Genomic DNA, 22297 nt, shown 5'->3' with positions numbered 1-22297 from the left:
CCGGGCGGTCAGCCGCCCCGCACCGCCGCTGCCACGTGCCGCGCCACCTGGGCGATGGCGGCATCGCGCACCTCGGGCGACGCCGGCACGCCGGTCATGTAGCAGGTCACCACCACGGGCGCGCCGCCGCCCGCAGGCCACAGCACGCCGATGTCGTTGGACGAGCCGTTGCTGCCCGTGCCCGTCTTGTCGCCCACCTTCCAGCCCGGCACGCCAGCGCGCAGCCGCTTGTCGCCCGTCTTGTTGTTGACGATCCACTCCGTCAGCTGGGCGCGGGATGCCGGGCTGAGCGCCTGGCCCAGCACCAGCGTGCGCAGGCTGTGCAGCATCGCGACCGGCGTGGTGGTGTCGCGCGGATCGCCGGGCAGCGCTTCATTCAGCGTGGGTTCGGTCCGGTCGAGCCGCGTGACGGCATCGCCCAGCGACCGGGCGAAACCGGTGAACCCTTCCGGGCCGCCATGCCGGGCCAGCAACAGGTTGGCAGCGGTGTTGTCGCTCAGCGTGACCGTTGCCTCGCACAATTCGGCCACGGTGATGCCGTCGGCACCCACGTGCTTCTCGGTGACGGGTGAATACGGGACCAGGGCGTCCCGCTCGTAGCGCACGCGCTGGGCCAGCGATTCCTGGCCACGATCCACCCGCTCCAGCATCCAGCCCGCCAGCATCAGCTTGAAGGTGCTGGCCATCGGAAAGCGCTCGTCCCCGCGCCAGCTGAGCAGGCGCCCGGTGCCCGTGTCGAGCATGGCCGCACCCAGCCGGCCTCCCTGCAAGCCCGCTTCGACAGCCCCCAGGGCCGCCTGCCAGCCGGCATCGCTCAAAGTGGAGCCCGCCCCTGCCGTGGCTGCAGCCCAGGCGGGATGGGCCAGGGCGATACCGCCCAGAACCCCCAAGGAAAACTCACGCCTCTTCATCATCCAGATCCTCTCTGTTCGTTCGCTGTGGTGTGGAATGGTGCAAACGATACGGGCAAGAGTGCCGTGGCACCATCGACAATAATCAGGACGACACCCCAGAAAAACTTCACCCTCCCCGCCCTCCATGCATCTGCCGCTCAATGCCCTGCGCGCTTTCGAGGTATCTGCCCGGCACTTGAATCTGACCCGCGCCGCGCAGGAGCTGAACGTCACGCAGACCGCGGTGAGCCAGCACATCCGCAACCTGGAGGACCGCCTGGGCCAGCCCCTCTTCCGGCGCCTGCCGCGCGGGCTGGCACTGACCGACGAGGGCCAGTCGCTGCTGCCGGTGCTGAGCGACTGCTTCGCACGCATGGCCGCCGCGCTGGACCAGCTGAACGACCGCCGTCCGCGCGAGGTGCTGACCGTCGGCGCCGTCGGCACCTTCGCGGTGGGCTGGCTGCTGCCCCGGCTGCGCGATTTCCAGCAGGCCTGCCCGTTCGTGGACCTGCGCCTCATGACGCACAACAACCGGGTCGATCTGGCAGCAGAGGGACTGGACTGCGCCATCCGCTTCGGCGACGGTGCCTGGCACGGCACCGAGGCGGACCGGCTGCTGGACGCGCCGCTCTCGGCCATGTGCGCTCCGGCCGTCGCACTGCGGCTGCGGGCGCCGGCCGACCTGGCGCGCGAGTCGCTGCTGCGCTCCTACCGTGCCGACGAATGGAGTGCCTGGTTCAGCGCGGCCGGCGTGCCCTGCCCGCTCGTGCGGGGCACGGTCTTCGACTCGTCGCTGGCACTGGCCGAGGCGGCGGCCCAGGGCGCGGGCATCGCTCTGCTGCCCGCGCGGCTCTTCACCCGCGAGCTGCAGCAGGGCCGGCTGGTGCAGCCCTTCGGCACGGAGATCGCGCTGGGGGCCTACTGGCTCACCCGGCTGAAATCACGCCCACCGGGCGCGGCGATGGACGCGTTTCGCGACTGGCTGCTGGCCGGTTGTGCGCAGCCCGCCTGAACCGCAGCCCCCCGCTCCCCTTGTCCGACCCAACCGCTATCATCGCCGCCCCATGCCCCGCTACCTGACCGCCGCCCTGTACCTGTTCGTCGATCTGCCCGACTTCGCCGCGCTGCAGGCGCCGCTGCAAGCCGTGTGCGATGCGAACTCGGTGCGCGGCATGCTGCTGCTGGCGCCGGAGGGCATCAACGGGACCATCGCCGGCACCCCGGAGGGCGTGCACGCGGTGCTGGCCTGGCTGCGCAGCGATGAACGGTTCGCCCCGCTCAAGCACAAGGAGGCGATGGGCGAGCGCATGCCGTTCTACCGCATGCGGGTTCGGCTCAAGCGCGAGATCGTGAGCATGGGCGTGCCGGGCCTGAACCCTGCCGCACAGGCCGGCACCTACGTGGCGCCCGAGGACTGGAACGCGCTGATCGACGACCCCGGGGTGGTGGTGATCGACACCCGCAACCACTACGAAGTGGGCATCGGCAGCTTCGCCCGCGCGGTCGACCCCGGCACGCGCAGCTTCACGGAATTTCCGGCCTGGGTGGAGCAGCAGAGCGCGCCAGGCGGCGTGCTGGCCGGCAATCCGCGCGTGGCCATGTTCTGCACTGGTGGCATCCGCTGCGAGAAGTCGACCGCCTTCCTCAAGTCGCGCGGCTTCGACGAGGTCTACCACCTGGAGGGCGGCATCCTGAAGTACCTGGAGACGGTGCCCGAGACCGATAGCCGCTGGTGGGGCGACTGCTTCGTGTTCGACGAGCGGGTCTCGGTCGGGCATGGGCTAGCGCCAGGGCACCACCAGCTCTGCCGGTCGTGCCGCATGCCGCTGTCGGCGGACGACCGGGCGTCTCCCCACTACGTGCCGGGCGTGAGCTGCCCCTACTGCCACGGCACGCGCAGCGAAGCGCAGCTGCAGGCCCTGGCTGAGCGCGAGCGCCAGGTGGCGCTGGCGGCGATGCAGGGCCGCGAGCACATCGGCAGCCAGGCGCAGCCGGCCGGCGCGCACAGCGACGGCGCGGCGGTGCCCGGCCGCCCGCAGCCGGAAGCCGAAACCGAAACCGAAACCGAAACCGAAACCGCCGGCGACCTGCCCATCCTGTACTCATTCCGGCGCTGCCCCTATGCGATGCGCGCCCGTCTGGCGCTGGCTGCCAGCGGAGAGCGCTGCCAGTTGCGCGAAGTGGTGCTGCGCGACAAACCCACCGCCTTGCGGGAGGCCTCGGCCAAGGCCACGGTGCCGGTGCTGGTGTTGCCTGACGGCCAGGTCATCGACCAGAGCCTGGACATCATGCGCTGGGCGCTGGAGCGCAACGACCCTGGCGGCTGGCTGGCCCCGGAGCACGGCAGCACGGACGACCTGTGGGCGCTGATCGCGGAATGCGACGGCCCGTTCAAGCAGGCGCTGGACCGCTGCAAGTACCCGAGCCGCTATCCGGATTCAGACCCAGCGGTGCAGTGGTCTGCCGCGCAGGCCTGGCTGATGCAACTGAACGCCCGTCTGGAGGCAGCCAGCCACCTGTTCGGTGGACACGCCACGCTGGCCGACATGGCCATCGCGCCCTTCGTGCGGCAGTTCGCCGGCATCGATCCGGCGCGCTGGGAGGCCGGCCCCTGGCTGCCGTTGCGCCGCTGGTTGGCCGACTGGCAGGCCGGCGATCTGTTCGAGGGCGTGATGGGAAAGTACGAGGCGTGGAAGGAAGGCGACTCGCCCACCCTCTTCCCGCCCGCCTGAAACGATTCGGGGCGCCGCAGGCGCCCCGTTGTCGTGGTGCTTGAACCGCCGCCAGTGGGCGGTGGGGATCAGGCGGCCGCCAGGCCGCGAGGGCCCCCACCGCGCCATTGACGGGCCAGCAGCACGAGCAGCGCCAACGCGAAAGCCGTGAAGCAGATGAACGACCAGTTGGCGATGGAGCCGCCGAGGAAGGTCCAGTCGATCGCCGTGCAGTCGCCCGAGCCGCGGAAGATCATGGGGATCGCCCGGCCGATGGGGAAGTGCTCGATCATTCCGTAGAAGTCGCGCCCGCAGGTGGCGATTTCAGGCGGGTACCACTGCAGCCAGCTTTGCCGCGCCGCGACGAAGGCGCCGAAGCCCGCCGCCAGCAAAGCCAGCACGCCCCAGCCGATTTGCCAGCCTTTTTGGCTTCGGGCGCTTGCAATGCCTGCGAATACTGCTACAAAAATAAGAGCATACCGCTGCACGATGCACATGGGGCACGGCTCCAGCCCGAGGCTGTGCTGCAGATACATGCCGAAAGCCAGCATGGCCACGCAGGCCGCAGAGATCAACGCCAGCACGCGGCGAGGCGCGCGATCCAACCAATTCATTTCTTTTCCCTCATCCAAAAGCATTGCCAAAGGCGGCGCACCGCGTATCGATGCAGCACTCCTTCGCCAGAACACCGGGCCGTCCGGATCCGCCAGACCGCCCGGTGCGCCCTCCCACGAGGAGAGCGCAAAGCAGTTGAAGGGGAATCAGATGCCTGCGGCCTGGTCCAGAAACACGCGGGCGCGGCGCGGCGTCACCACCAGCGTTTCACCCTCCATAAACCCCATGTCGCGGAACTCGGTCGCAGGGATCTGTGCCTCGATCACCGACTCGGGGGCTGCATTGTCGGATGGTTTGTCGCCTTCGGTCGCAATTAGTTCCAGGCGCGCGATGGGCCCGACCACGATGGCCCGTTCCAGCCGGGCGACGATGCCGCGCTGCCGGCCCTGGGCATCCACGCCCTCGCCAGGCACATGGCGGCGCACGTCCAGGTCGTACGGGCGCACGTAGGCCGAGGCATTCGCGTTCTGCGCGCCGGCATGTTCTGGCGAGTCGATCTGCACGCCCTCCACATGCACCTGCCCTTCGTGGGCGCGGCCCTTGAAAAGGTTCACGTCGCCGAGGAAGCCATAGACGAACGGGCTGGCCGGCTGGTCCCACACTTCCTGGGGCGAGCCGCTCTGCTCGATGCGGCCCTGGTTGATGACTACGACGCGGTCGGCCACCTCGAGCGCCTCTTCCTGGTCGTGCGTCACGAAGATCGAGGTGACGTGCAGCTCGTCGTGCAGCCGGCGGAGCCAGCGGCGCAGTTCCTTGCGCACCTTGGCGTCGAGCGCCCCGAACGGCTCGTCGAGCAGCAGCACCTTGGGCTCCACGGCCAGCGCGCGCGCCAGGGCGATGCGCTGGCGCTGCCCACCGGACAGCTGCGAGGGAAAGCGGTCGGCCAGCCAGTCGAGCTGCACCAGCTTCAGCAGATCCATGACCTTCTGCTTGATCTGCGCCTCGCTGGGCCGCTGGTCGCGCGGCTTCACGCGCAGGCCGAAGGCCACGTTCTCGAACACGCTCATGTGCCTGAACAGCGCGTAGTGCTGGAACACGAAGCCCACGTTGCGCTCGCGCACGTGAACGTCGGTGGTGTCTTCGCCACTGAAGTGGATGCTGCCGGTGTCGGGAGTTTCCAGCCCGGCGATGATGCGCAGCAGCGTGGTCTTGCCGCAGCCCGACGGACCGAGCAGAGCGATGAGCTCGCCCGACTGGATGTCCAGGCTGACGTCGCGCAGCGCCTGGAAGTCGCCGAACTGCTTGCTGATGTGACGGATTTCGATGCTCATGAAGGGCTCGCTTGGTTGTCAGTGCGGCGTGGGCCGCTCGGGCGGCAGGTCGCGGGCGGCCTGCTGTTCGCGCTCGCTCTGCCACTCGGCAACGGATTTGATGACCAGGGTGACCAGCGCCAGCAGGGCCAGCAGCGAGGCCGCCGCGAACGCCGCTGCCGACTGGTATTCGTTGTAGAGAATTTCGACATGCAGCGGGATGGTGTTGGTCTGCCCACGGATGTGACCGGACACCACCGACACCGCGCCGAATTCGCCCATGGCCCGCGCATTGCAGAGGATCACGCCGTAGAGCAGCCCCCACTTGATGTTGGGCAGGGTCACATGCCAGAAGGTCTGCCAGCCGGTCGCGCCGAGCACGATGGCGGCTTGTTCCTCGTCGTTGCCCTGCGCCTGCATGAGCGGAATCAACTCCCGCGCGATGAAGGGGAAGGTGACGAACACGGTCGCCAGCACGATGCCGGGCACGGCAAAGATGATCTTGATGTCGTGCTCCTGAAGCCAGGGGCCGAACCAGCCGTTGGCGCCGAAGACCAGCACGTACATCAGGCCGGCCACGACGGGCGACACAGAGAACGGCAGGTCCACCAGCGTGGTGAGGAACGCCTTGCCCTTGAATTCATACTTGGCGATGGCCCAGGCCGCCGCCACGCCGAACACCAGGTTGAGCGGCACGGCGATGACGGCCGTGATCAGCGTGAGCTTGATGGCCGACCAGGCATCGGGGTCGCGCAGGCTGGCCAGGTAAGCGTCGATGCCCTTGGAGAACGCCTCCACGAACACGGCGGCCAGCGGCAGCACCAAAAAGAGCAGCAGGAAGGCGAAGGCGATGCCCAGCAGCGTCCAGCGCACCCAGGGCGCCTCGGTGGTGCCGGCCTGCACGCGGCGCTTGGCGGGCGGAGTGGTGGTGACGGACGAACTCATGCCGGCGCTCCCGCGTGGCGGCGCTGCCAGGCCTGCAGCGCATTGATGACGAGCAGCAGCGCGAAGGAGATGACCAGCATCACCACCGCGACCGCGGTGGCGCCCGCGTAGTCGTACTGCTCCAGCTTGCCGATGATGATGAGGGGCGTGATCTCGGACACCATGGGCATGTTGCCGGCGATGAAGATCACCGAGCCGTATTCACCGATGGCCCGCGCAAACGCCATGGCGAAGCCGGTCATCAGCGCGGGGGTGATCGAAGGCAGGATGACCTTCCAGAAGATCTGCAGACGCGTCGCGCCCAGGCTGGTCGCCGCCTCTTCCAGTTCCTTCTCGGAATCTTCCAGCACGGGCTGCACGGTGCGCACCACGAAGGGCAGCCCGATGAAGATGAGCGCGATCACCACGCCCGCGGGCTTGAAGGCGAGCTGGATGCCCAGCGGCTCCAGGTAGCGCCCCAGCCAGCCGTTGCCCGCCAGCAGCGCGGTGAGCGAAATGCCGGCCACGGCCGTCGGCAGCGCGAACGGCAGATCGACCAGCGCATCGACGATCTTCTTCCCGGGAAACGTGTAGCGCACCAGCACCCAGGCGATCAGCAGGCCGAACACCAGGTTGACCAGCGCCGCGATCAGCGACGCGCCGAAGGTCAGCCGGTAGGACGCCAGCACGCGCGGCGCGGTGACGGCGGTCCAGAACTGGTCCCAGGTCAGACTGAAGGTCTTGAACAGCAGGGCCGACAACGGGATCAGCACGATGATGCTGAGATAGAAGAGCGTGTAGCCCAGCGTGAGGCCGAAGCCGGGCAGCACACGCTGGGCGCGGCGTGCGCGGCCGGGCGCCGGGCCGCCGGTGCCCGATGGCACCAAGGTCGTGGCGGCGGCCATGGCTTACTTGGCGCCGGGCGTGTAGAGCTTGTCGAACTGGCCGCCGTCGTTGAAGTGCACCTTCTGCGCCTCGCCCAGCGAGCCGAAGTACTTGGCGACGGTGAAGAGCTTGACCGGCTTGAACAGGTCGGCGTGCTTCTTCAACACCGCTTCGGAGCGGGGTCGCAGCGCGTGCTTGGCGGCGATTTCCTGGCCTTCGTCGGAATAGAGGTAGTTCAGATAGGCGCGGGCCAGATCGCCCGAGCCCTTCTTGGCGACGGTGCGCTCCACCACCGCCACCGGGTTCTCGGCCACGATGCTGGTGGACGGGTACACCGCGTCGACCTTGCCCTTGCCGAATTCACGCTCGATCGACAGCACTTCGGATTCGAACGTGATCAGCACGTCGCCGGTGTTGCGCTGCAGGAAGATGCTGGTCGCATCGCGTCCGCCCTTGCCCAGCACGGGCACGTTCTTGTAGAGCTTGCCCACGAACTCGGCGGCCTGCGCATCGGTGGCGCCCTTCTCGCGCGCCGCGCCCCAGGCACCCAGGTAGGCGTAGCGGCCGTTGCCGCCGGTCTTGGGGTTCACCACCACCACCTGCACACCGGGCTTGATCAGATCGTCCCAGTCCTTGATGTTCTTGGGGTTGCCGTTGCGCACCAAAAAGAGCATGGTGGACGTGGTGGGCGACGCGTCGTTCGGAAACTTCTTGGCCCAGTCCTTCGCCACGACGCCGTTGCTCGCGAGGAAGTCGATGTCGGTGGTGGTGTTGAAAGTGACGACGTCTGCGTCGAGCCCGTCGTTGACCGCGCGGGCCTGGGCGCTGGAACCGCCGTGCGCCTGGTCGATCTTCACGTCCTTGCCGGTGGTCTTCTTGTAGTACGCGACGAACGCCGGGTTGTAGTCCTTGTAGAACTCACGGGCCACGTCGTAGGAGACGTTGAGCAGCGTCGAGGGCTGGGCCGCGGCCAGGCCGCTGGCCGCGAAAACCGCGGCGGCGATGAGGGTCTTGAAAGAATTCTTCGTTGGCATGCTGGCGTCCATCCACGTAGCTGAAAGTAACCTGCATTGTGGACATCCGCCCTTCAAACGCAAAAGACTAAATTCTTGTTTATTTATTGGATGCCGGCATAAGCCGCGAGGCGGCTTTGCTGGCCGCCGGGCTCACGCGGCAGAGCGCAAGCGCTCCAAGGAAGGGTCGGGCCGAGCCAACAGAGCGGCGTCCTGCGCCTCGCCGGCCAGCGACTGCAGCAGCGCCCAGCCCAGCGGCCAGTCGCCGTGACCTGATTCGACATTGATGTGGCCCGCGTTTTGCAGCCGCACGAACTCGCTGCCCCAGGCCCGTGCGTAGGCACCTGCCAGCCGTACGGGGCAGTAGGGGTCGTTGCTGCTGGCCACGAGGATGCTGCGATAAGGCAGGGCAGCGTACGGGACCGGCGCGAAATCGCTCAGCACGGCGCGACGTTCCGGGTCGGCTGGCGCCACCAGCAAGGCACCGCGCACGCGCTCGGCCGCAGCCGGGCCGATGTGCGTCGTCGCAATGCAGCCCAGGCTGTGGGCCACGACGACGACAGGGTGCGGCGCCGCGAGGATGGTGCTTTCCAGCGTGCGCACCCAGGCATTGCGGGTGGGGGTGATCCAGTCGTCCTGCACCACCCTGATCGCCTCGGGAATGCGCTCGGCCCAGAGCGTCTGCCAATGTCCTGCGCCGGAGTCGCGCCAGCCCGGCACGACCACCACCGATGTGGCTGCGGCCACCGGGCCCGACGCGGTCACCGCAGGCCCTCCTCAGCGCCACACTGGGGCCACCCGTGCGGAAGGGTCGCGCCGGCCGGCGGGGCGGAGACAAGGTGAGATACCGGGTGTGAAAGGAAAAAAGAGGTCGCAGCGGCCATGCCATCGCTCCTGGTGTGCGGATGCCGGCCATTCTGCGAGGCTGTCTAACAAACCCAAACGAATATCTCGTTGTGACTTAATAGACAAAACATCTATCAGAACCCAGGGTCATTTCCCGTCGGCGGCGTCCGGCTGCGGCCCATGCGCCGCCCGCAAGACGGCACGGAACATCTGCCACTGCGCCGCCCACAGGGCCAGATACGCAGCCACCTCCACCCACTCTTCCAGCACGGGCGCCGAGCTCATCCACGTGGAAGACACCGGTAGGCCCAGGTGACCTTCCGCATAGGTGCTCACAAGGCCTGCGCACACTCCCAGCGCCATTTCGAACCAGGGGAAGCGGCGGGTCAGCAGATGCGGCCAGACAAGCCGGTCCGAGCGCTGCCAAACCAGGACAGCCACCACCGCCGCCGCCGCCGCACCGACCACGGGCGCGACGGCCGCTTTGTAAAACAGGATGGAGGAGGAATAGATCGGCTCACCCTCCTCGATGTCCATCGGCGGCAGGAAGGCCGCGCCCCACGCCAGTTCGCGCCCGGCCAGCGCCAGCCAGACGGGAACCAGGCAAGCCGCCAGCGCGACGGCCGGCCGCCCCAGGGCGCCGCCTGCAAAGCGCTGCGCGTAGAGGGCCGCCGTCACCGCCCCGCCCAGCAGGATGACGACCTGGGTGTTCTCCAGCCAGCTGTTTTCCCAACCGGCAGAAGCCGGCAGCCCCGGCACCACCCAGTAGCCCGCCAGCAGCCACGCTGCGATCAACAGCAGAAGCGCACAGCGGGACGGGGAAATCCAATGCGACGGCGACGACGAAGGTGCGCCTTGTGAAAAGGTCATGAAGGGATGATGAGGCGCGAAGAGGCTGCAGGGACGCGCTGGGCGGCCCCTTCCCTGCACCGGGATGGAAACCTGAAAGTATTGCCGAGAAAACTGCTCAGTGCATGAAATAGACGTCGCAGTTTCGAAACGCCGGCACACGGGCGCCGCGAGCCCGCTTCGACGCGCAAGGACGGGCCGCGCACGAACGGCTCCCGCCGCCGGACAGCAGGCTCAGTCCGATGCCAGCTGGGCAGAGTCGTCATGCGCTTGGCGGACTGTATGCTCGGCGCATTCCGGCACCGCGGCCCGGCCCGGTACGGCCTCCCCCAGGAAGTCGAGCAGATGGCGCACCGCCGGCGACAGGCCGCGGCGGGATGGAAACACCGCATAGACCACGCTGCGCGGCGTGGACCAATCGGGCAGCACCCGCACCAGCCGGCCGTCGGCGAGTTCGGCGTGGCACAGATAGTCGGGCAGCCAGCAGACACCGATGCCCGCCAGCGCGGCGAACTTCAGTGACACCAGATCGTCCGCCACGTAGCGGGGACTGTGCTGCACGGTTTCCTCGCGGCAGTCGGGGCTGATGAGCTGGAAGGTGGTACGCCCATCCGCCGCCGACATGGCGAGCGTGTCGAGCGCGCCCAGGTCCGCCAGCGTGACCGGCACGCCCTGGCGCGCCAGTTGCGCGGGGCTCGCCACCAGCACCTGGGTGCCTTCGTCCAGCCGCTTGACGACCATGCTGCCGCTCGCGTCCAGCGTGGTGCGCACGCGCAGCGCCACGTCCACGCCTTCTTCCACCAGATTGACCACCCGGTTGGTCACCTGCATGTCGACCCGCACCATCGGGTGGCTCAGCAGGAATTGCGGGATCAGCTCGCTCACCACACTGTGCGCCAGGGTCACCGGGCAGGTCACCCGCACCGTGCCGCGGGGCTCGGTCTGCACCTGGGCCACCGTATCGGCCGCCGCCTGCGCCGAGTCGCGCATCGCCTGGCAGTGCCGCAGGTAGGCCTCGCCGACGTCCGTGAGCGACAGTTTGCGGGTGGTGCGGTGGAGCAGACGCACGCCCAGGTGAGCTTCCAGATCGGAGACCCGCCGCGATAGCCGCGACTTGGGCACCCCCAAGGCCCGGCCGGCCGCAGCAAAGCCGCCGCGTTCCACCACCTCAGCGAAATACAGCATGTCGTTCAGATCCTGCATGGCGCGCCCTTTCAAAGCCGAGGCTTCACTGCCATCGTAATCAGGACAATCTATTGCATATCTCGCTGCTTATCAAGCGTTGTGACCATCCATACAATCTATCCAACGCCGCAATTCGCGGCACCCCGTCTGGGGACCTTCTTCACCCGTTTTCCAGGAGTTCCGCCATGCAGCTGCTTCACATCGATTCCGCCATCACCGGCGACGCCTCTGTCTCCCGTCAGCTGACGGCCCGCACCGTGGAGGCGTGGCTCGCTGCCCACCCCGGCACGCAGGTGGAGCACCTCGATCTGGTCGCGGACGCACCCAGCCACTTCACCATGGATTCCATGGCCCCGCGCACTGGCCAGACGGAAGGGCTGAGCGATTTGCAGCAGCGGGAAAATGCGGTCTCCGAGCGCCTGGTGAGCCAGTTCCTGGCAGCGGATGTGGTTGTGGTGGGCGCCCCCCTCTACAACTTCGGCATCCCCACCCAGCTCAAGGCGTGGATCGACCGCATCGCCCAGCCGGGCCGCACCTTCCGCTACACGGCCAACGGTCCTGAAGGCCTGGCGAAGGGCAAGACGGTGATCGTCGCCTCCTCGCGCGGCGGTGTGTATTCCACCAGCGAAGGCGGCCGCGCCATGGAGCACCAGGAAAGCTATCTGCAGACCGTGTTCGGCTTCTTCGGCATCACCGATGTGCGGTTCGTGCGCGCCGAAGGCGTGGCGATGGGCGGCGAAGCCAAGACGGCTGCCCTGGCCAGCGCCGAACGCGACATTCAGCAGCACGTGAAGACAGGCGCCACCGCCCTGCTGGCAGAAGCCGCCTGACATCCGAGAGGGAACGTCTGCGGCCCCGGGCCAGACCGAAAAGCAAAGAGCCGGCATCGCCGGCTCTTTCTCGTTGCGCATTTCAAGCCATACAGGCCTCTGGCGCTTGTCAGCACTGGGTTTATAGCTATCAAATCAATAGCATAAACTGGTTGCCCCGGCTGTAGATGGCCGGCCGGGTCGTGGCACCCGCTGGCGGCTAGGGTCTGGCCACCTTGTCTCAGGCTGGCTTGTGGTCGCCCGGGTTGTTGTGCGTTTTCACCCAGGCAACGTACTTGTCCATCCACGACTGCAGAAACTTGCGGCTGCCTTCGCCCACGTTGCCGTCTTCGTCGAAGAAGCCTTCCTTGTAGTGGATGAACGCTTCCGGCTGGCCCAGCGTAGGCATGTCCAGATAGGCCAGCACGTTGCGCAGATGCTGCTGGGCGACGGCGGTGCCGATGGCGCCAATCGACGCGCCGATCACGCCGGCAGGCTTGCCGCCCCACACGCTCTGGCCGTACGGCCGCGAGCCGTGGTCCAGCGCGTTCTTGAGCACACCGGGAATGGAGCGGTTGTATTCGGGCGACACGAACAGCAGGCCCTGTGCGGCCGACACGTCGGATTTGAGGCGCATCACCGGTGCAGCCTGGTGGCCATCGTCGTCCTGGTTGTAGAGCGGCAGATCGTCGATCCGCACGTCGGTGAAGGTGAAGCCTTCAGGCGCCATCCGCGTGAGCGCAGTGGCCAGCTTGCGATTGATCGAGTCCTTGCGCAGGCTGCCGACGACGACAGCGATCTGGTACTTGTCCATGGAGTTTCCTGGGGGTTGCAGAAGGTGATGGGAAAGCGGCGATCAGCCGCAGCGCCGGACATGATAAGCACGGGCGTGGCTGCTTGGGAGAGCTGCCTCAAGCTGCCATTCGCTATATCTTTTGCAGCGCAAGACCCAGCAAAGCTGCAGGCCTGAGCGCTGAGCCAGCATGATCGCCCACGAGGCGCGGGCACATCTACGGCCGGCCGCTTACGGCCCAGTCCTACAGCAGAGGCCGAGCAAGGCGCGCTTCCCAGGCGAAAAAAAGCCGGCGCTGGGTCCAGGCCGGGCTGTCTGCGGCAGGCATTCGCTCGCCTTGCCGCGCCGCATCCCACCGCGCTGCGATGGCTGGCGCGGCGCAGCGCGAGGTCAGACCTTGCGGCCGAACGGCCCGTCGCTGCCGACCTGCACGATCTCCTGCGCATCGGGCGCGTCCTTCAAACCGCCGCGACGCCCGGGCTTGGGCTGCTCGGTCTTGGTCACGCAGTCGGCGTAGTAGCGCACCACGCCGTGCTCGTCCTCGATCTCGACCAGGCCGTGGATGTCGGTCTCGAACCCGGGCGACAGCTTGGAGAACTCGCGCGAGAACTTGAGGTAGTCCACGATCTTCTTGTTGAACACCTCGCCCGGGATCAGCAGCGGAATGCCCGGTGGGTACGGGGTGATCAGGCTGGTCGTGATGCGCCCTTCCAGGTGGTCGATCTCCACCCGCTCGGTCTTGCGGTGCGCAATGTGCGCGAACGCATCGCTGGGCTTCATCGCGGGCGTCAGGTCCGACAGGTACATCTCGGTCGTCAGGCGCGCGATGTCGTACTTGGCATACAGCTCGTGCACGTGCTGGCACAGGTCCTTCAGACCCATCCGCTCGTAGCGCTTGTGCTGCTGGCAGAACTCCGGAAGGATGCGCCACATCGGCTGGTTCTTCTCGTAGTCGTCCTTGAACTGCTGCAGCGCGGTCAGCAGCGTGTTCCAGCGGCCCTTGGTGATGCCGATGGTGAACATGATGAAGAAGCTGTAGAGGCCCGTCTTCTCGACCACCACGCCGTGCTCCGCCAGGTACTTCGTCACGATCGACGCGGGAATGCCGGTCTTGTCGAACTTGCCGTCCAGGTTCAGGCCAGGCGTGACGATGGTGGACTTGATCGGGTCCAGCATGTTGAAGCCGTCCGCCATCTGGCCGAAGCCGTGCCACTTGCTGGCGCTCTTCTTGCCCTTGCCGTCGCTGCGGATGATCCAGTCCTCGGCACGGCCCAGGCCCTCGTCCACCAGCTTGTCCGGCCCCCAGACCTTGAACCACCAGTCGTCCTTGCCGAATTCCTCTTCCACCTTGCGCATGGCGCGGCGGAAGTCCAGCGCTTCGAGCAGGCTCTCTTCCACCAGCGCCGTGCCGCCGGGCGGCTCCATCATCGCCGCGGCCACGTCGCAGCTGGCGATGATGCTGTATTGCGGGCTGGTCGAGGTGTGCATCAGGTACGCCTCGTTGAACAGCGGGCGGTCCAGCTTCACGGTCTGCGAATCCTGCACCAGCACATGGCTGGCCTGGCTGATGCCGGCCAGGAGCTTGTGGATGGATTGCGTTGCATACACCACCGAGTGCTTGGGCCGGGCGCGCTTCTTGCCCATGGCGTGGTAGCTGCCGTAGAACGGGTGGAAGGCCGCGTGCGGCAGCCAGGCCTCGTCGAAGTGCAGGTTGTCCACGTAGCCGTCCATCATCGACTTGATGGTTTCCGTGTTGTAGAGCACGCCGTCGTAGGTGGACTGCGTGATGGTCAGCACGCGCGGCTTCACCGCCTTGGCGTCCACGCCCTTGAGCAGCGGATTGGCGCGGATCTTCGCTTCGATGGCGTTACGCTCGAATTCGGCCTGCGGGATCGGCCCGATGATGCCGAAGTGATTGCGCGTCGGCTTCAGGAACACGGGGATGGCCCCGGTCATGATGATCGAGTGCAGGATCGATTTGTGGCAGTTGCGGTCCACCACCACCACGTCGCCCGGCGCCACCGTGTGGTGCCAGACCATCTTGTTGGACGTGCTGGTGCCGTTGGTCACGAAGAAGCAATGGTCGGCATTGAAGATGCGCGCCGCGTTGCGTTCCGATTCGCCGATGGCGCCGTTGTGGTCGAGCAGCTGTCCGAGCTCTTCCACCGCGTTGCACACGTCGGCACGCAGCATGTTCTCGCCAAAGAACTGGTGGAACATCTGGCCCACGGGGCTTTTCAGGAATGCCACGCCACCCGAGTGGCCGGGGCAGTGCCACGAGTAGGAACCGTCTTCCGCGTAGTCCAGCAAGGCCTTGAAGAACGGCGGCTGCACGCCTTCCAGGTAGCTCTTGGCTTCACGGATGATGTGCTTGGCGACGAACTCCGGCGTGTCCTCGAACATGTGGATGAAGCCGTGCAGCTCGCGCAGGATGTCGTTGGGCAGATGGCGCGAGGTCTTGGTTTCGCCGTGCACGTAGATCGGCACTTCGGTGTTCTTGCGACGCACTTCGGCAATGAAGTTGCGCAGGCTTTGCACGATGGGGTCGAGGTCGGAGCCGAGCGTGAACTCCTCGTCGTCGATCGACAGGATGAACGCGCTGGCGCGGCTCTGCTGCTGTGCGAATTGCGTCAGGTCGCCGTAGCTCGTCACGCCCAGCACCTCGAAGCCTTCCGACTCGATGGCGTGCGCCAGCGCCCGGATACCCAGTCCGGACGTATTTTCTGAACGGTAGTCCTCGTCGATGATGACGATGGGAAAGCGGAATTTCATGCGCTGCCTCCGGGGCGATCGGGCCAAAAAAACGAAATAGCCGCGCAGTGTAAGGAATAACAATGTCGCGCATTTGAACGTGCGGGCTTTTGTCCCACAATTTGCCCAGCCCACCGCTTCGACGATGGGATCACAAGGAGTGAGTCATGGAGGAATCGACCATCTGGTGGCTTTTGGCAGGAGGCGCCGTGGTGGCCGAACTGCTGACCGGCACCTTCTACCTGCTGATGATGGCCGTGGGCCTGGTCGCCGGCGCCATCGCAGCGCATGCGGGGGTCTCCACGTCGGCGCAGCTGTTGAGCGCCGCCGTGGTGGGCACCGCAGGCGTGGGAGCCTGCCATCTTTTCCGCCGCCACCGGCCTGCAGGCCAGCCGGCCGCCAGCAACCGCGACGTGAACCTCGACATCGGAGAGTCGGTGCAGGTGGACGCCTGGAACGCCGACGGCACGGCGCAGGTACGCTACCGTGGCGCGCAGTGGACCGTCATGCTGCGGCCCGGCAACGAACCCTCCCCGGGCACCCACCGCGTGGCGGAAGTCATCGGCAACCGCCTGCTCGTCGACCGCGCGTGACGCCCCCTCGGCAGGTGCGCCGCGTTTTTCGCCCTGCTGCCGGCACCACGGCCTGCGGCTCCACCCTCCCCTCCCCAACCGCCCACCTCACTGAAAGGCCTTATGGAAATCGCCATCGTCATCATCGTCATCGCGGCCATCTTCATCGCCCGCTCGGTCAAGGTCGTTCCGCAACAGAATGCCTGGGTGAAGGAGCGGCTGGGCAAATACGCAGGCACCCTGACACCGGGGCTCAACTTCCTGGTGCCCTTCGTCGATCGCGTCGCCTACAAGCACAGCCTGAAGGAAATCCCGCTCGACGTGCCCAGCCAGGTCTGCATTACGCGGGACAACACCCAGCTGCAGGTGGACGGCATTCTTTACTTCCAGGTGACGGACCCGATGCGCGCCAGCTACGGGTCGAGCAACTACATCATGGCCGTGACGCAACTGGCCCAGACCTCGTTGCGCAGCGTGATCGGCAAGCTGGAACTGGACAAGACATTTGAAGAGCGCGACGTGATCAACGCGCAGGTGGTCGCTGCGATCGACGAAGCCGCCCTCAACTGGGGTGTGAAGGTGCTGCGCTACGAGATCAAGGATCTGACGCCGCCCGCCGAGATCCTGCGGGCCATGCAGCAGCAGATCACCGCCGAGCGCGAAAAGCGCGCCCTCATCGCAGCCTCCGAAGGCCGGCGCCAGGAGCAGATCAACATCGCCACCGGCGAACGCGAAGCCTTCATCGCCCGCTCGGAAGGCGAGAAGCAGGCCCTGATCAACAACGCACAAGGGGAAGCCGCCTCGCTGACCGCCGTCGCCGAAGCCACGGCCCTCGCCATCGAGCGCGTGGCCGCCGCCATCCGCCAGCCCGGCGGCGAGCAGGCCGTGCAGTTGAAGGTCGCGGAAAAAGCCGTGGAAGCGTTCAGCAAGGTGGCCGAAGACTCCAACACCACCCTGATCGTGCCGAGCAACATGACCGAAGTGTCCGCGCTCATCGGGTCGGCAATGAACATGATCCAGACCGCACAGCGGGCACCCTGAGGGCGCGCAATGCAGGGAAGATTGGCCAACTTGTTCGAGCCGGCTCAAAGCACTGCTACAATTGCGGGCTTCGGAGAGGTGGATGAGCGGTTTAAGTCGCACGCCTGGAAAGCGTGTGTGGGCTAATCCCCACCGCGGGTTCGAATCCCGCCCTCTCCGCCAGTAAGTGACCCGTCCTGAATAGCGTTGACACTGAGGGACTGTTAAAACTCCAGCCGGACTATCCGGCCAATGACGCCCGATGCACTGCATCGGGCGTTCGCATTTGCATCCGTGACCAGGCTCAGGTACACGAACTTGCCGTCCGTGGGCAGGTAGGTGATGTCAGCCACCCAGACCCGCTCGCTGCCGCTGGCGTGGATCTGCTGCGGYCCGGCCTTGAGCAGGTTCGGGTGGCGCCTGAAGCGGTGATGGCTGTCGGTTGTCTTGTGGTACGCCCGCCGCGGCGCCACCAGCAGTTTGGCGTTGCGCAGCACGTCGAACATAGCATCACGCCCCAAGTCGATGCCTCGGCGCTGCAGTGGYTCCTGCAGCAGGTGGTGCAGCTTGCGTGTGCCGATGCGCGGCTGGCGCATGCGCTGCTCGCGCACCAACTCCACCACCGCCTTCGCACCAGCAAGACGATCGGCCTCACGGCGCCTGCCYTGGTAGTACGCCTGTCGGCTCTGGCCCATGTGCTGGCAAGCCCTCTTCACGCTCAACCCCGGGACGAGGTCTTGCGAGAGGACTTGCCCAAAGGCTTTTTTACGACACGCACCCCGTAGTCTTTGCNTAGTACGCCTGTCGGCTCTGGCCCATGTGCTGGCAAGCCCTCTTCACGCTCAACCCCGGGACGAGGTCTTGCGAGAGGACTTGCCCAAAGGCTTTTTTACGACACGCACCCCGTAGTCTTTGCKCAGCACGTCGATGACGGCCTCGAACAGCCGAGCCTTCTGCTGCGCCTCCTCGAGCTGCACCTGCAGCGCCTTGATCTGCTGCTCSGGCGTGAGCGGCCTTGCGGTCTTGTCTATCGGCATAGCTGCAGATGATGCCGCAGACCCCCAACCCAGCCTGCCGTGCTTGCGCAGCCACACCAACACCGTCGAGCGGCCCTGGATGCCGTACTTCTGCTGCGCCTCTTTGTAGGTGACCCAGCCTGCCGTGCTTGCGCAGCCACACCAACACCGTCGAGCGGCCCTGGATGCCGTACTTCTGCTGCGCCTCTTTGTAGGTGAGTTCGCCTTTTTCTACTTGCTCCACCACCGCCAATTTAAARGCTWGCGTGTAGTCGCGCTGCGTCCGTTTGACACTCGATTCCATGACTCCTGCCCTTTGTGCAAGGCCCAGGTGTCAACTCTGGGTAGGACGGGTCACGTGCATAAAAAAAGGCTCCAGCCGCCATCGCGACTGGAGCCTTTTTCATGGGCGACTCCGGATCTCAGTCGCGCACCACCAGCACGGGCACCTTGGCCACGCCCAGCACGCGCTGCGTCACGCTGCCGAGCACCAGTTTTTCCAGCCCCCGGCGGCCGTGCGAACCCATCACGATCAGGTCGGCACCCGCAGATTCGGCGGCGCGCACGATGCCGTCGTGCACGGAATGGCCTTCACCCACCAGCGTTGCCACCGGCACGCCCGCCTGTTCCAGCGCGGCCTTGGCAGCGTCCAGCGCGGTGTTGGCCTCGGCCGTCGCCGCGCTCAGGTATTGGGACTGGCCATAGGCGAAGTCCGCGCCCACGCCGGTGAAGGGATAGGGATCGACCACGTACAGCGCCGTCACCTTGCTGCCGAATGCCTTGGCCAGGCCGGCCGCCTTGGCCACTGCCGTCATGGCGGTGTTGGAACCGTCGACGGGAATCAGAATGTGCTGGAACATGTTGTCTTCTCCTCAAAGGTGGAAGGAAGGCCCGGTGGCCTCGAAGGCGCTGGAGCCGCCGCCCCTGCCCGCATCACCCGCCAGCCGCCCTGGCGGATTCCCGGTGGGTGCAGGCACGCTAGGCGTGCCGTCGTGCAGAGGTGTCCTAGTGTGGCAGCGCCGGCTCGGCGATGCATTGATGCCCATCAAGCCGCAGGGATTTTGGGCGCCGGCTCCACTGCGTCCTGGAAGCCGCCGCGCCGGCAGGTCACGACCAGGGTGTCGCGCCAGCCGCCTTCGGTCACGGGCTGGATCGGCGTGGTCTCATGGATCATGCGGGTGTCGTCCAGCAACAGCAGGGACCAGGGCTCCGTCAGCGTGAAGCGTTGGCCGAACGGGGTGGCTGCGTCGAAGATGCGGGTTTCGCCGCCCTTCACGCCGTCCCGCGCGACGAGAAACACCGCCACCAGATCCACACCGTCGCGGTGCGCGCCCTCGGGCGTCGGCCGGCCGATGCCGCCCGCGGTGTCGATGCGGAACTGATGGGCCTCCACGAACCAGGGCTGGGGAGCGTTCGCCAGCGTGGTCTGCGCCAGGTGGGCGAGCGATGCCAGCAGCCGCTGCCAGGCGGGCGCCTGCTGCACCGCCTCGGTCACCGGCGCGAACCAGCGCTCCATGCCGCCATGCAAGGCGTTGTATTCGACCGGCTGCCAGTGCGCCCGATGCGCCACCGAGCGCAGTTGCATGGCGCCGCCGGCTGGCGCCGCAGGCTCTGCCACGAAGCTGGCATGCCGGCGCCGGCGGTAGCGGCCGCCGTCCTTCAGGAACTCATCGGGCGGCAAATCGCCCCAGCTGGCGCCGAGTGCGCCCAACTCTTCGGCCGTGTTGCCCGACCACGCCATGACGTCCTGCGGGCGCAGGACCGCATGGCCCAGGTTGCGCAGCTGCGTTTCGACGTCGCCCGGCGACACATAGGGAGGAGAGAACGTGATGTGACCCATGGGCTGCGAGCTTAAGGCCAATGGCACCGTCCAGCGACGGCGACAGGCGTCACCGGGACATCCGTGATGCGGCCCCAAACTGGCTTGTGCTTACGGCTGCGCCGCAGCCACCTTGCGCTAGCATGGCGGCCATCCACCAGGAGCGTCTTCCCCATGCCTTCAGAGCGCCGCCATTTCGTCCGCATCGGCTTTCAAGCGCCGGCGCAGTTCACCACCGGGCATGGCACGTTCGCGGTGCAGGTGCTGGATCTCTCGCTCAAGGGCGCCCTGCTCCAGGTGCCGCCCGACATGGTGCTGGCCGTGGGCATGTTCTGCCAGCTCGCCCTGCCGCTGCAGCCGGGCGAAGCCCATATCGGGATGAGCGCGGAAGTCGCGCACATCGATGGCGAGCAGGTCGGCGTGCTGTGCCGCGTGATCGATCTGGACAGCGTCACGCATCTGCGCCGCCTGATCGAGCTGCAGCTGGAAGACCCGGCCCTGCTGGAGCGCGAACTGGGCGAGCTGGCCGCGCCCGCCCCTTGAAGCGGCTGCCAGCCGCGCGGGCACTGAACGCGCCGCAGGAGCTGGCGGGGCCGGCGGGGCCGGCCTACTGCGGCTCGGCCTCCTGCAGCGCCCGCCACATCACCTTGCCGCTGCCGCTCTTCGGAAGGGCATCGACGAACTGCACGATACGCGGCGCCTTGTACACCGCCATGTGTTCATGGCACCAGGCGGCGATGTCCGCCTCGGACACCTGGCCGCGCTGGTCGGGGCGCACCACCACCACGGCCTTGACGGTCTCGCCCCGGTAAGGGTCGCGTGCCGAGATCACGCAGGCTTCCTGGATCGCGGGGTGGCGGAACATCAGCGCCTCCACCTCCGCCGGCCACACCTTGAAGCCGCTGGCGTTGATCATGCGCTTGAGCCGGTCGGTGAGGAAGAAGTAGCCCTCCTCGTCACGGTGACCGAGATCCCCGGAGCGGAAGAAGCGCTTGCCATCGATCTCGATGAAAGCCGATGCGGTGGCGTCGGGGCGTTTCCAGTAGCCGTCGAACACTTCGGGGCCGTGGATCACGATCTCGCCCTGCTCGCCCACACCCACTTCCTGCAGCGTGTCGGGGTCGATCACTCGCGCATCGGTGCTCATGAACGGAATGCCCAGGCACTGCTGCTTGGGATGGTCCGGCGGGTTGGAATGCGACGGCGCTGCGGTTTCCGTGAGGCCGTACCCCTCGGAAAAGCGCAGCCCGTAATGGTCGAACAGCCGCTGGGCCACCGCCTGCGGCATGGCCGCGCCGCCGCCGCCGACGTAGACCAGGCTGGACAGGTCGTAGTCGCCGAAGTGCGGGCTGGCCAGCAGGTCGATGATCATCGTGGGGATGTTGGTCCAGCTGGTCACGCGGTAGTGCGATATGAGCCGGCCCGCGAGGTCGCGGTCCCAGCGTGGCATGACGACGAGCGTCGAGCCGGAATAGATCGCGGTGTGCATGACGCTGACCATGCCGGTGATGTGGAACATGGGCACCACCGCCAGCACCACGCTTTCCGGTGTGGCCGTGCCCCAGAGGCTGCCGGCCACCGCGTTGTGCATGATGCTGCGGTGCGGGTGCATGCAGCCCTTGGGCAGGCCGGTGGTGCCGCTGGTATAGGGCAGCACGGCCATGTCGGCGCTCAAAGCCTCGTGGGGCGGCGGCTCGTCGGTGCAGGCCAGCGCATCGGCCCAGGCGTGGACCTGTCCCTGCGCCATCGCCGGCAAGGGGCGCTGCGTGCAGAGCCAGTCGTGCCACTGCGGCGGCACGGCATCGGGGCCGGCGGCCGCCGGGTCGAAGGCATCGGTGAACTGGGTGACGATCAGATGCCGCAGGGCTCCATCGGCCGGGAGCGCATCGCTCGCCGCGGCGAGTTCGGGTGCCAGGTCAGCCGTGGTGATGGCCACGCGCGTATCCGGGTCGGTGATGTAGTGCTTGAGTTCTTCCGCCCGGTTCATCGGGTTGACCGGCACCACCACTGCGTTCGCCCGCAGGATGGCGAAATGCGCCAGTACCAGTTGCGGACAGTTCTGCATGCAGAGCACCACGCGGTCGCCCTTGCGCACGCCCAGCCCGTGCAGCCGGGCGGCAAGCCGTTCAGCCGAGGCCGCCAGCTCGCCATAGGACATGGGGGTGCCGAAAAATACCAGCGCAGCCTTCTCGGGGTAGCGGCGCGCATTGGTGGCCAAGTTGTCCCAGAGGGAGGTGGCGGGCACGCGCAGCGCGTGCGGCAGGCGGCGAGGCCAGAATCGATGATGAGGTGCCATGAACAGTCTTCCTTTGCGGCCACAGCCTAAAGAGCAGCGCCGTGGACCGT

The 22297-nt window shown here is 66.8% G+C and carries 20 protein-coding genes, 1 tRNA gene and 2 pseudogenes; 7 read left to right on the top strand and 16 right to left on the bottom strand.

The window, feature by feature from the left end:
* Positions 1-8: 8 nt before the first annotated feature.
* Positions 9-911: a class A beta-lactamase gene (gene bla, locus ASF94_RS07465; protein ID WP_056664832.1), complete on the bottom strand. Its 903-nt coding sequence runs from the start codon at positions 909-911 to the stop codon at positions 9-11.
* Positions 912-1038: 127 nt separating this feature from the next.
* Here bla and ASF94_RS07460 point away from each other — a divergent pair, with 127 nt between their 5' ends.
* Together ASF94_RS07460 and ASF94_RS21990 are read left to right on the top strand one after the other, a co-directional pair.
* On the top strand, positions 1039-1905 hold the full coding sequence (locus tag ASF94_RS07460; RefSeq protein ID WP_056663797.1) for a LysR family transcriptional regulator: 867 nt from the start codon (positions 1039-1041) through the stop codon (positions 1903-1905).
* Positions 1906-1957: 52 nt separating this feature from the next.
* On the top strand, positions 1958-3625 hold the full coding sequence (locus ASF94_RS21990; protein ID WP_056663795.1) for a rhodanese-related sulfurtransferase: 1668 nt from the start codon (positions 1958-1960) through the stop codon (positions 3623-3625).
* Between the two features lie 68 nt (positions 3626-3693).
* Here the strand turns inward: ASF94_RS21990 and ASF94_RS07450 are convergent, their stop codons facing one another.
* From ASF94_RS07450 to ASF94_RS07415, 8 genes are all read right to left on the bottom strand, one after another.
* Positions 3694-4218 carry a disulfide bond formation protein B gene (locus ASF94_RS07450; protein WP_056664828.1) on the bottom strand — a complete coding sequence of 175 codons (525 nt, stop codon included), beginning with the start codon at positions 4216-4218 and terminating at the stop codon, positions 3694-3696.
* A gap of 147 nt (positions 4219-4365) precedes the next feature.
* Positions 4366-5490: a sulfate/molybdate ABC transporter ATP-binding protein gene (locus ASF94_RS07445; RefSeq protein WP_056663791.1), complete on the bottom strand. Its 1125-nt coding sequence runs from the start codon at positions 5488-5490 to the stop codon at positions 4366-4368.
* Between the two features lie 18 nt (positions 5491-5508).
* On the bottom strand, positions 5509-6414 hold the full coding sequence (gene cysW / locus ASF94_RS07440) for a sulfate ABC transporter permease subunit CysW (protein ID WP_056663787.1): 906 nt from the start codon (positions 6412-6414) through the stop codon (positions 5509-5511).
* Complete coding sequence (gene cysT, locus ASF94_RS07435; protein ID WP_056663782.1) at positions 6411-7298, bottom strand: sulfate ABC transporter permease subunit CysT; 888 nt, start codon at positions 7296-7298, stop codon at positions 6411-6413. Before cysT ends, cysW begins: the two co-directional genes overlap by 4 nt.
* A 3-nt stretch (positions 7299-7301) precedes the next feature.
* Positions 7302-8312 carry a sulfate ABC transporter substrate-binding protein gene (locus ASF94_RS07430; protein WP_056664827.1) on the bottom strand — a complete coding sequence of 337 codons (1011 nt, stop codon included), beginning with the start codon at positions 8310-8312 and terminating at the stop codon, positions 7302-7304.
* A 132-nt stretch (positions 8313-8444) separates the two neighbouring features.
* Positions 8445-9056: an alpha/beta hydrolase gene (locus tag ASF94_RS07425; protein ID WP_056663778.1), complete on the bottom strand. Its 612-nt coding sequence runs from the start codon at positions 9054-9056 to the stop codon at positions 8445-8447.
* Between the two features lie 228 nt (positions 9057-9284).
* Entirely contained in the window at positions 9285-10007 is a 723-nt protein-coding gene (locus ASF94_RS07420) for a hypothetical protein (RefSeq protein ID WP_156382447.1), read from the bottom strand.
* A gap of 213 nt (positions 10008-10220) precedes the next feature.
* Positions 10221-11189 carry a LysR family transcriptional regulator gene (locus tag ASF94_RS07415; protein WP_056663772.1) on the bottom strand — a complete coding sequence of 323 codons (969 nt, stop codon included), beginning with the start codon at positions 11187-11189 and terminating at the stop codon, positions 10221-10223.
* A 167-nt stretch (positions 11190-11356) separates the two neighbouring features.
* Between ASF94_RS07415 and ASF94_RS07410 the strand changes: the two genes are divergently transcribed.
* The gene (locus ASF94_RS07410) at positions 11357-12001 is read left to right on the top strand and encodes an FMN-dependent NADH-azoreductase (protein ID WP_056663769.1); all 645 of its coding nucleotides are present in this window, start codon (positions 11357-11359) and stop codon (positions 11999-12001) included.
* Positions 12002-12221: 220 nt separating this feature from the next.
* On the opposite strand, the gene ASF94_RS07405 is transcribed toward ASF94_RS07410, so the two are convergent.
* Complete coding sequence (locus ASF94_RS07405; RefSeq protein WP_056663764.1) at positions 12222-12794, bottom strand: NADPH-dependent FMN reductase; 573 nt, start codon at positions 12792-12794, stop codon at positions 12222-12224.
* 369 nt (positions 12795-13163) lie between these two features.
* Positions 13164-15545 carry an arginine/lysine/ornithine decarboxylase gene (locus ASF94_RS07400; RefSeq protein WP_056663762.1) on the bottom strand — a complete coding sequence of 794 codons (2382 nt, stop codon included), beginning with the start codon at positions 15543-15545 and terminating at the stop codon, positions 13164-13166.
* Between the two features lie 146 nt (positions 15546-15691).
* On the opposite strand from ASF94_RS07400, the gene ASF94_RS07395 reads away from it, so the two are divergent.
* From ASF94_RS07395 to ASF94_RS07385, 3 genes are all read left to right on the top strand, one after another.
* On the top strand, positions 15692-16117 hold the full coding sequence (locus ASF94_RS07395; protein ID WP_056663759.1) for an NfeD family protein: 426 nt from the start codon (positions 15692-15694) through the stop codon (positions 16115-16117).
* Between the two features lie 102 nt (positions 16118-16219).
* Entirely contained in the window at positions 16220-17137 is a 918-nt protein-coding gene (locus tag ASF94_RS07390; RefSeq protein WP_056663756.1) for an SPFH domain-containing protein, read from the top strand.
* Positions 17138-17209: 72 nt separating this feature from the next.
* A tRNA-Ser gene (locus ASF94_RS07385) sits at positions 17210-17299 on the top strand.
* Positions 17300-17403: 104 nt separating this feature from the next.
* On the opposite strand, the pseudogene ASF94_RS07380 reads toward ASF94_RS07385, so the two are convergent.
* From ASF94_RS07380 to ASF94_RS07365, 4 genes and pseudogenes are all read right to left on the bottom strand, one after another.
* Positions 17404-17847 (bottom strand): annotated as a pseudogene (locus ASF94_RS07380) (IS3 family transposase); the annotation flags it as partial.
* 62 nt (positions 17848-17909) lie between these two features.
* Positions 17910-18426 (bottom strand): annotated as a pseudogene (locus ASF94_RS21750) (hypothetical protein); the annotation flags it as partial.
* Positions 18427-18554: 128 nt separating this feature from the next.
* The gene (locus ASF94_RS07370) at positions 18555-18992 is read right to left on the bottom strand and encodes a universal stress protein (protein ID WP_056663753.1); all 438 of its coding nucleotides are present in this window, start codon (positions 18990-18992) and stop codon (positions 18555-18557) included.
* Positions 18993-19177: 185 nt separating this feature from the next.
* Positions 19178-19972, bottom strand: coding sequence for a 2OG-Fe dioxygenase family protein (locus ASF94_RS07365; protein WP_056663749.1), 795 nt, complete (start codon positions 19970-19972; stop codon positions 19178-19180).
* A 153-nt stretch (positions 19973-20125) separates the two neighbouring features.
* Between ASF94_RS07365 and ASF94_RS07360 the strand changes: the two genes are divergently transcribed.
* Complete coding sequence (locus ASF94_RS07360) at positions 20126-20494, top strand: PilZ domain-containing protein (protein WP_056663747.1); 369 nt, start codon at positions 20126-20128, stop codon at positions 20492-20494.
* A gap of 64 nt (positions 20495-20558) precedes the next feature.
* On the opposite strand, the gene ASF94_RS07355 is transcribed toward ASF94_RS07360, so the two are convergent.
* On the bottom strand, positions 20559-22247 hold the full coding sequence (locus ASF94_RS07355) for a long-chain fatty acid--CoA ligase (protein ID WP_056663743.1): 1689 nt from the start codon (positions 22245-22247) through the stop codon (positions 20559-20561).
* Positions 22248-22297: the final 50 nt, after the last annotated feature.

This window comes from Acidovorax sp. Leaf160 (assembly GCF_001424265.1).
Lineage (GTDB): Bacteria > Pseudomonadota > Gammaproteobacteria > Burkholderiales > Burkholderiaceae_C > Paracidovorax.
This window is presented reverse-complemented; position numbering and strand designations above follow the sequence as displayed.

Coding starts and splice junctions, on each gene's coding strand:
- bla (WP_056664832.1), bottom strand. CDS start 911: ATGAAGAGGCGTGAGTTTTCCTTGGGGGTTCTGGGCGGTATCGCCCTG.
- ASF94_RS07460 (WP_056663797.1), top strand. CDS start 1,039: ATGCATCTGCCGCTCAATGCCCTGCGCGCTTTCGAGGTATCTGCCCGG.
- ASF94_RS21990 (WP_056663795.1), top strand. CDS start 1,958: ATGCCCCGCTACCTGACCGCCGCCCTGTACCTGTTCGTCGATCTGCCC.
- ASF94_RS07450 (WP_056664828.1), bottom strand. CDS start 4,218: ATGAATTGGTTGGATCGCGCGCCTCGCCGCGTGCTGGCGTTGATCTCT.
- ASF94_RS07445 (WP_056663791.1), bottom strand. CDS start 5,490: ATGAGCATCGAAATCCGTCACATCAGCAAGCAGTTCGGCGACTTCCAG.
- cysW (WP_056663787.1), bottom strand. CDS start 6,414: ATGAGTTCGTCCGTCACCACCACTCCGCCCGCCAAGCGCCGCGTGCAG.
- cysT (WP_056663782.1), bottom strand. CDS start 7,298: ATGGCCGCCGCCACGACCTTGGTGCCATCGGGCACCGGCGGCCCGGCG.
- ASF94_RS07430 (WP_056664827.1), bottom strand. CDS start 8,312: ATGCCAACGAAGAATTCTTTCAAGACCCTCATCGCCGCCGCGGTTTTC.
- ASF94_RS07420 (WP_156382447.1), bottom strand. CDS start 10,007: ATGACCTTTTCACAAGGCGCACCTTCGTCGTCGCCGTCGCATTGGATT.
- ASF94_RS07415 (WP_056663772.1), bottom strand. CDS start 11,189: ATGCAGGATCTGAACGACATGCTGTATTTCGCTGAGGTGGTGGAACGC.
- ASF94_RS07410 (WP_056663769.1), top strand. CDS start 11,357: ATGCAGCTGCTTCACATCGATTCCGCCATCACCGGCGACGCCTCTGTC.
- ASF94_RS07405 (WP_056663764.1), bottom strand. CDS start 12,794: ATGGACAAGTACCAGATCGCTGTCGTCGTCGGCAGCCTGCGCAAGGAC.
- ASF94_RS07400 (WP_056663762.1), bottom strand. CDS start 15,545: ATGAAATTCCGCTTTCCCATCGTCATCATCGACGAGGACTACCGTTCA.
- ASF94_RS07395 (WP_056663759.1), top strand. CDS start 15,692: ATGGAGGAATCGACCATCTGGTGGCTTTTGGCAGGAGGCGCCGTGGTG.
- ASF94_RS07390 (WP_056663756.1), top strand. CDS start 16,220: ATGGAAATCGCCATCGTCATCATCGTCATCGCGGCCATCTTCATCGCC.
- ASF94_RS07370 (WP_056663753.1), bottom strand. CDS start 18,992: ATGTTCCAGCACATTCTGATTCCCGTCGACGGTTCCAACACCGCCATG.
- ASF94_RS07365 (WP_056663749.1), bottom strand. CDS start 19,972: ATGGGTCACATCACGTTCTCTCCTCCCTATGTGTCGCCGGGCGACGTC.
- ASF94_RS07360 (WP_056663747.1), top strand. CDS start 20,126: ATGCCTTCAGAGCGCCGCCATTTCGTCCGCATCGGCTTTCAAGCGCCG.
- ASF94_RS07355 (WP_056663743.1), bottom strand. CDS start 22,247: ATGGCACCTCATCATCGATTCTGGCCTCGCCGCCTGCCGCACGCGCTG.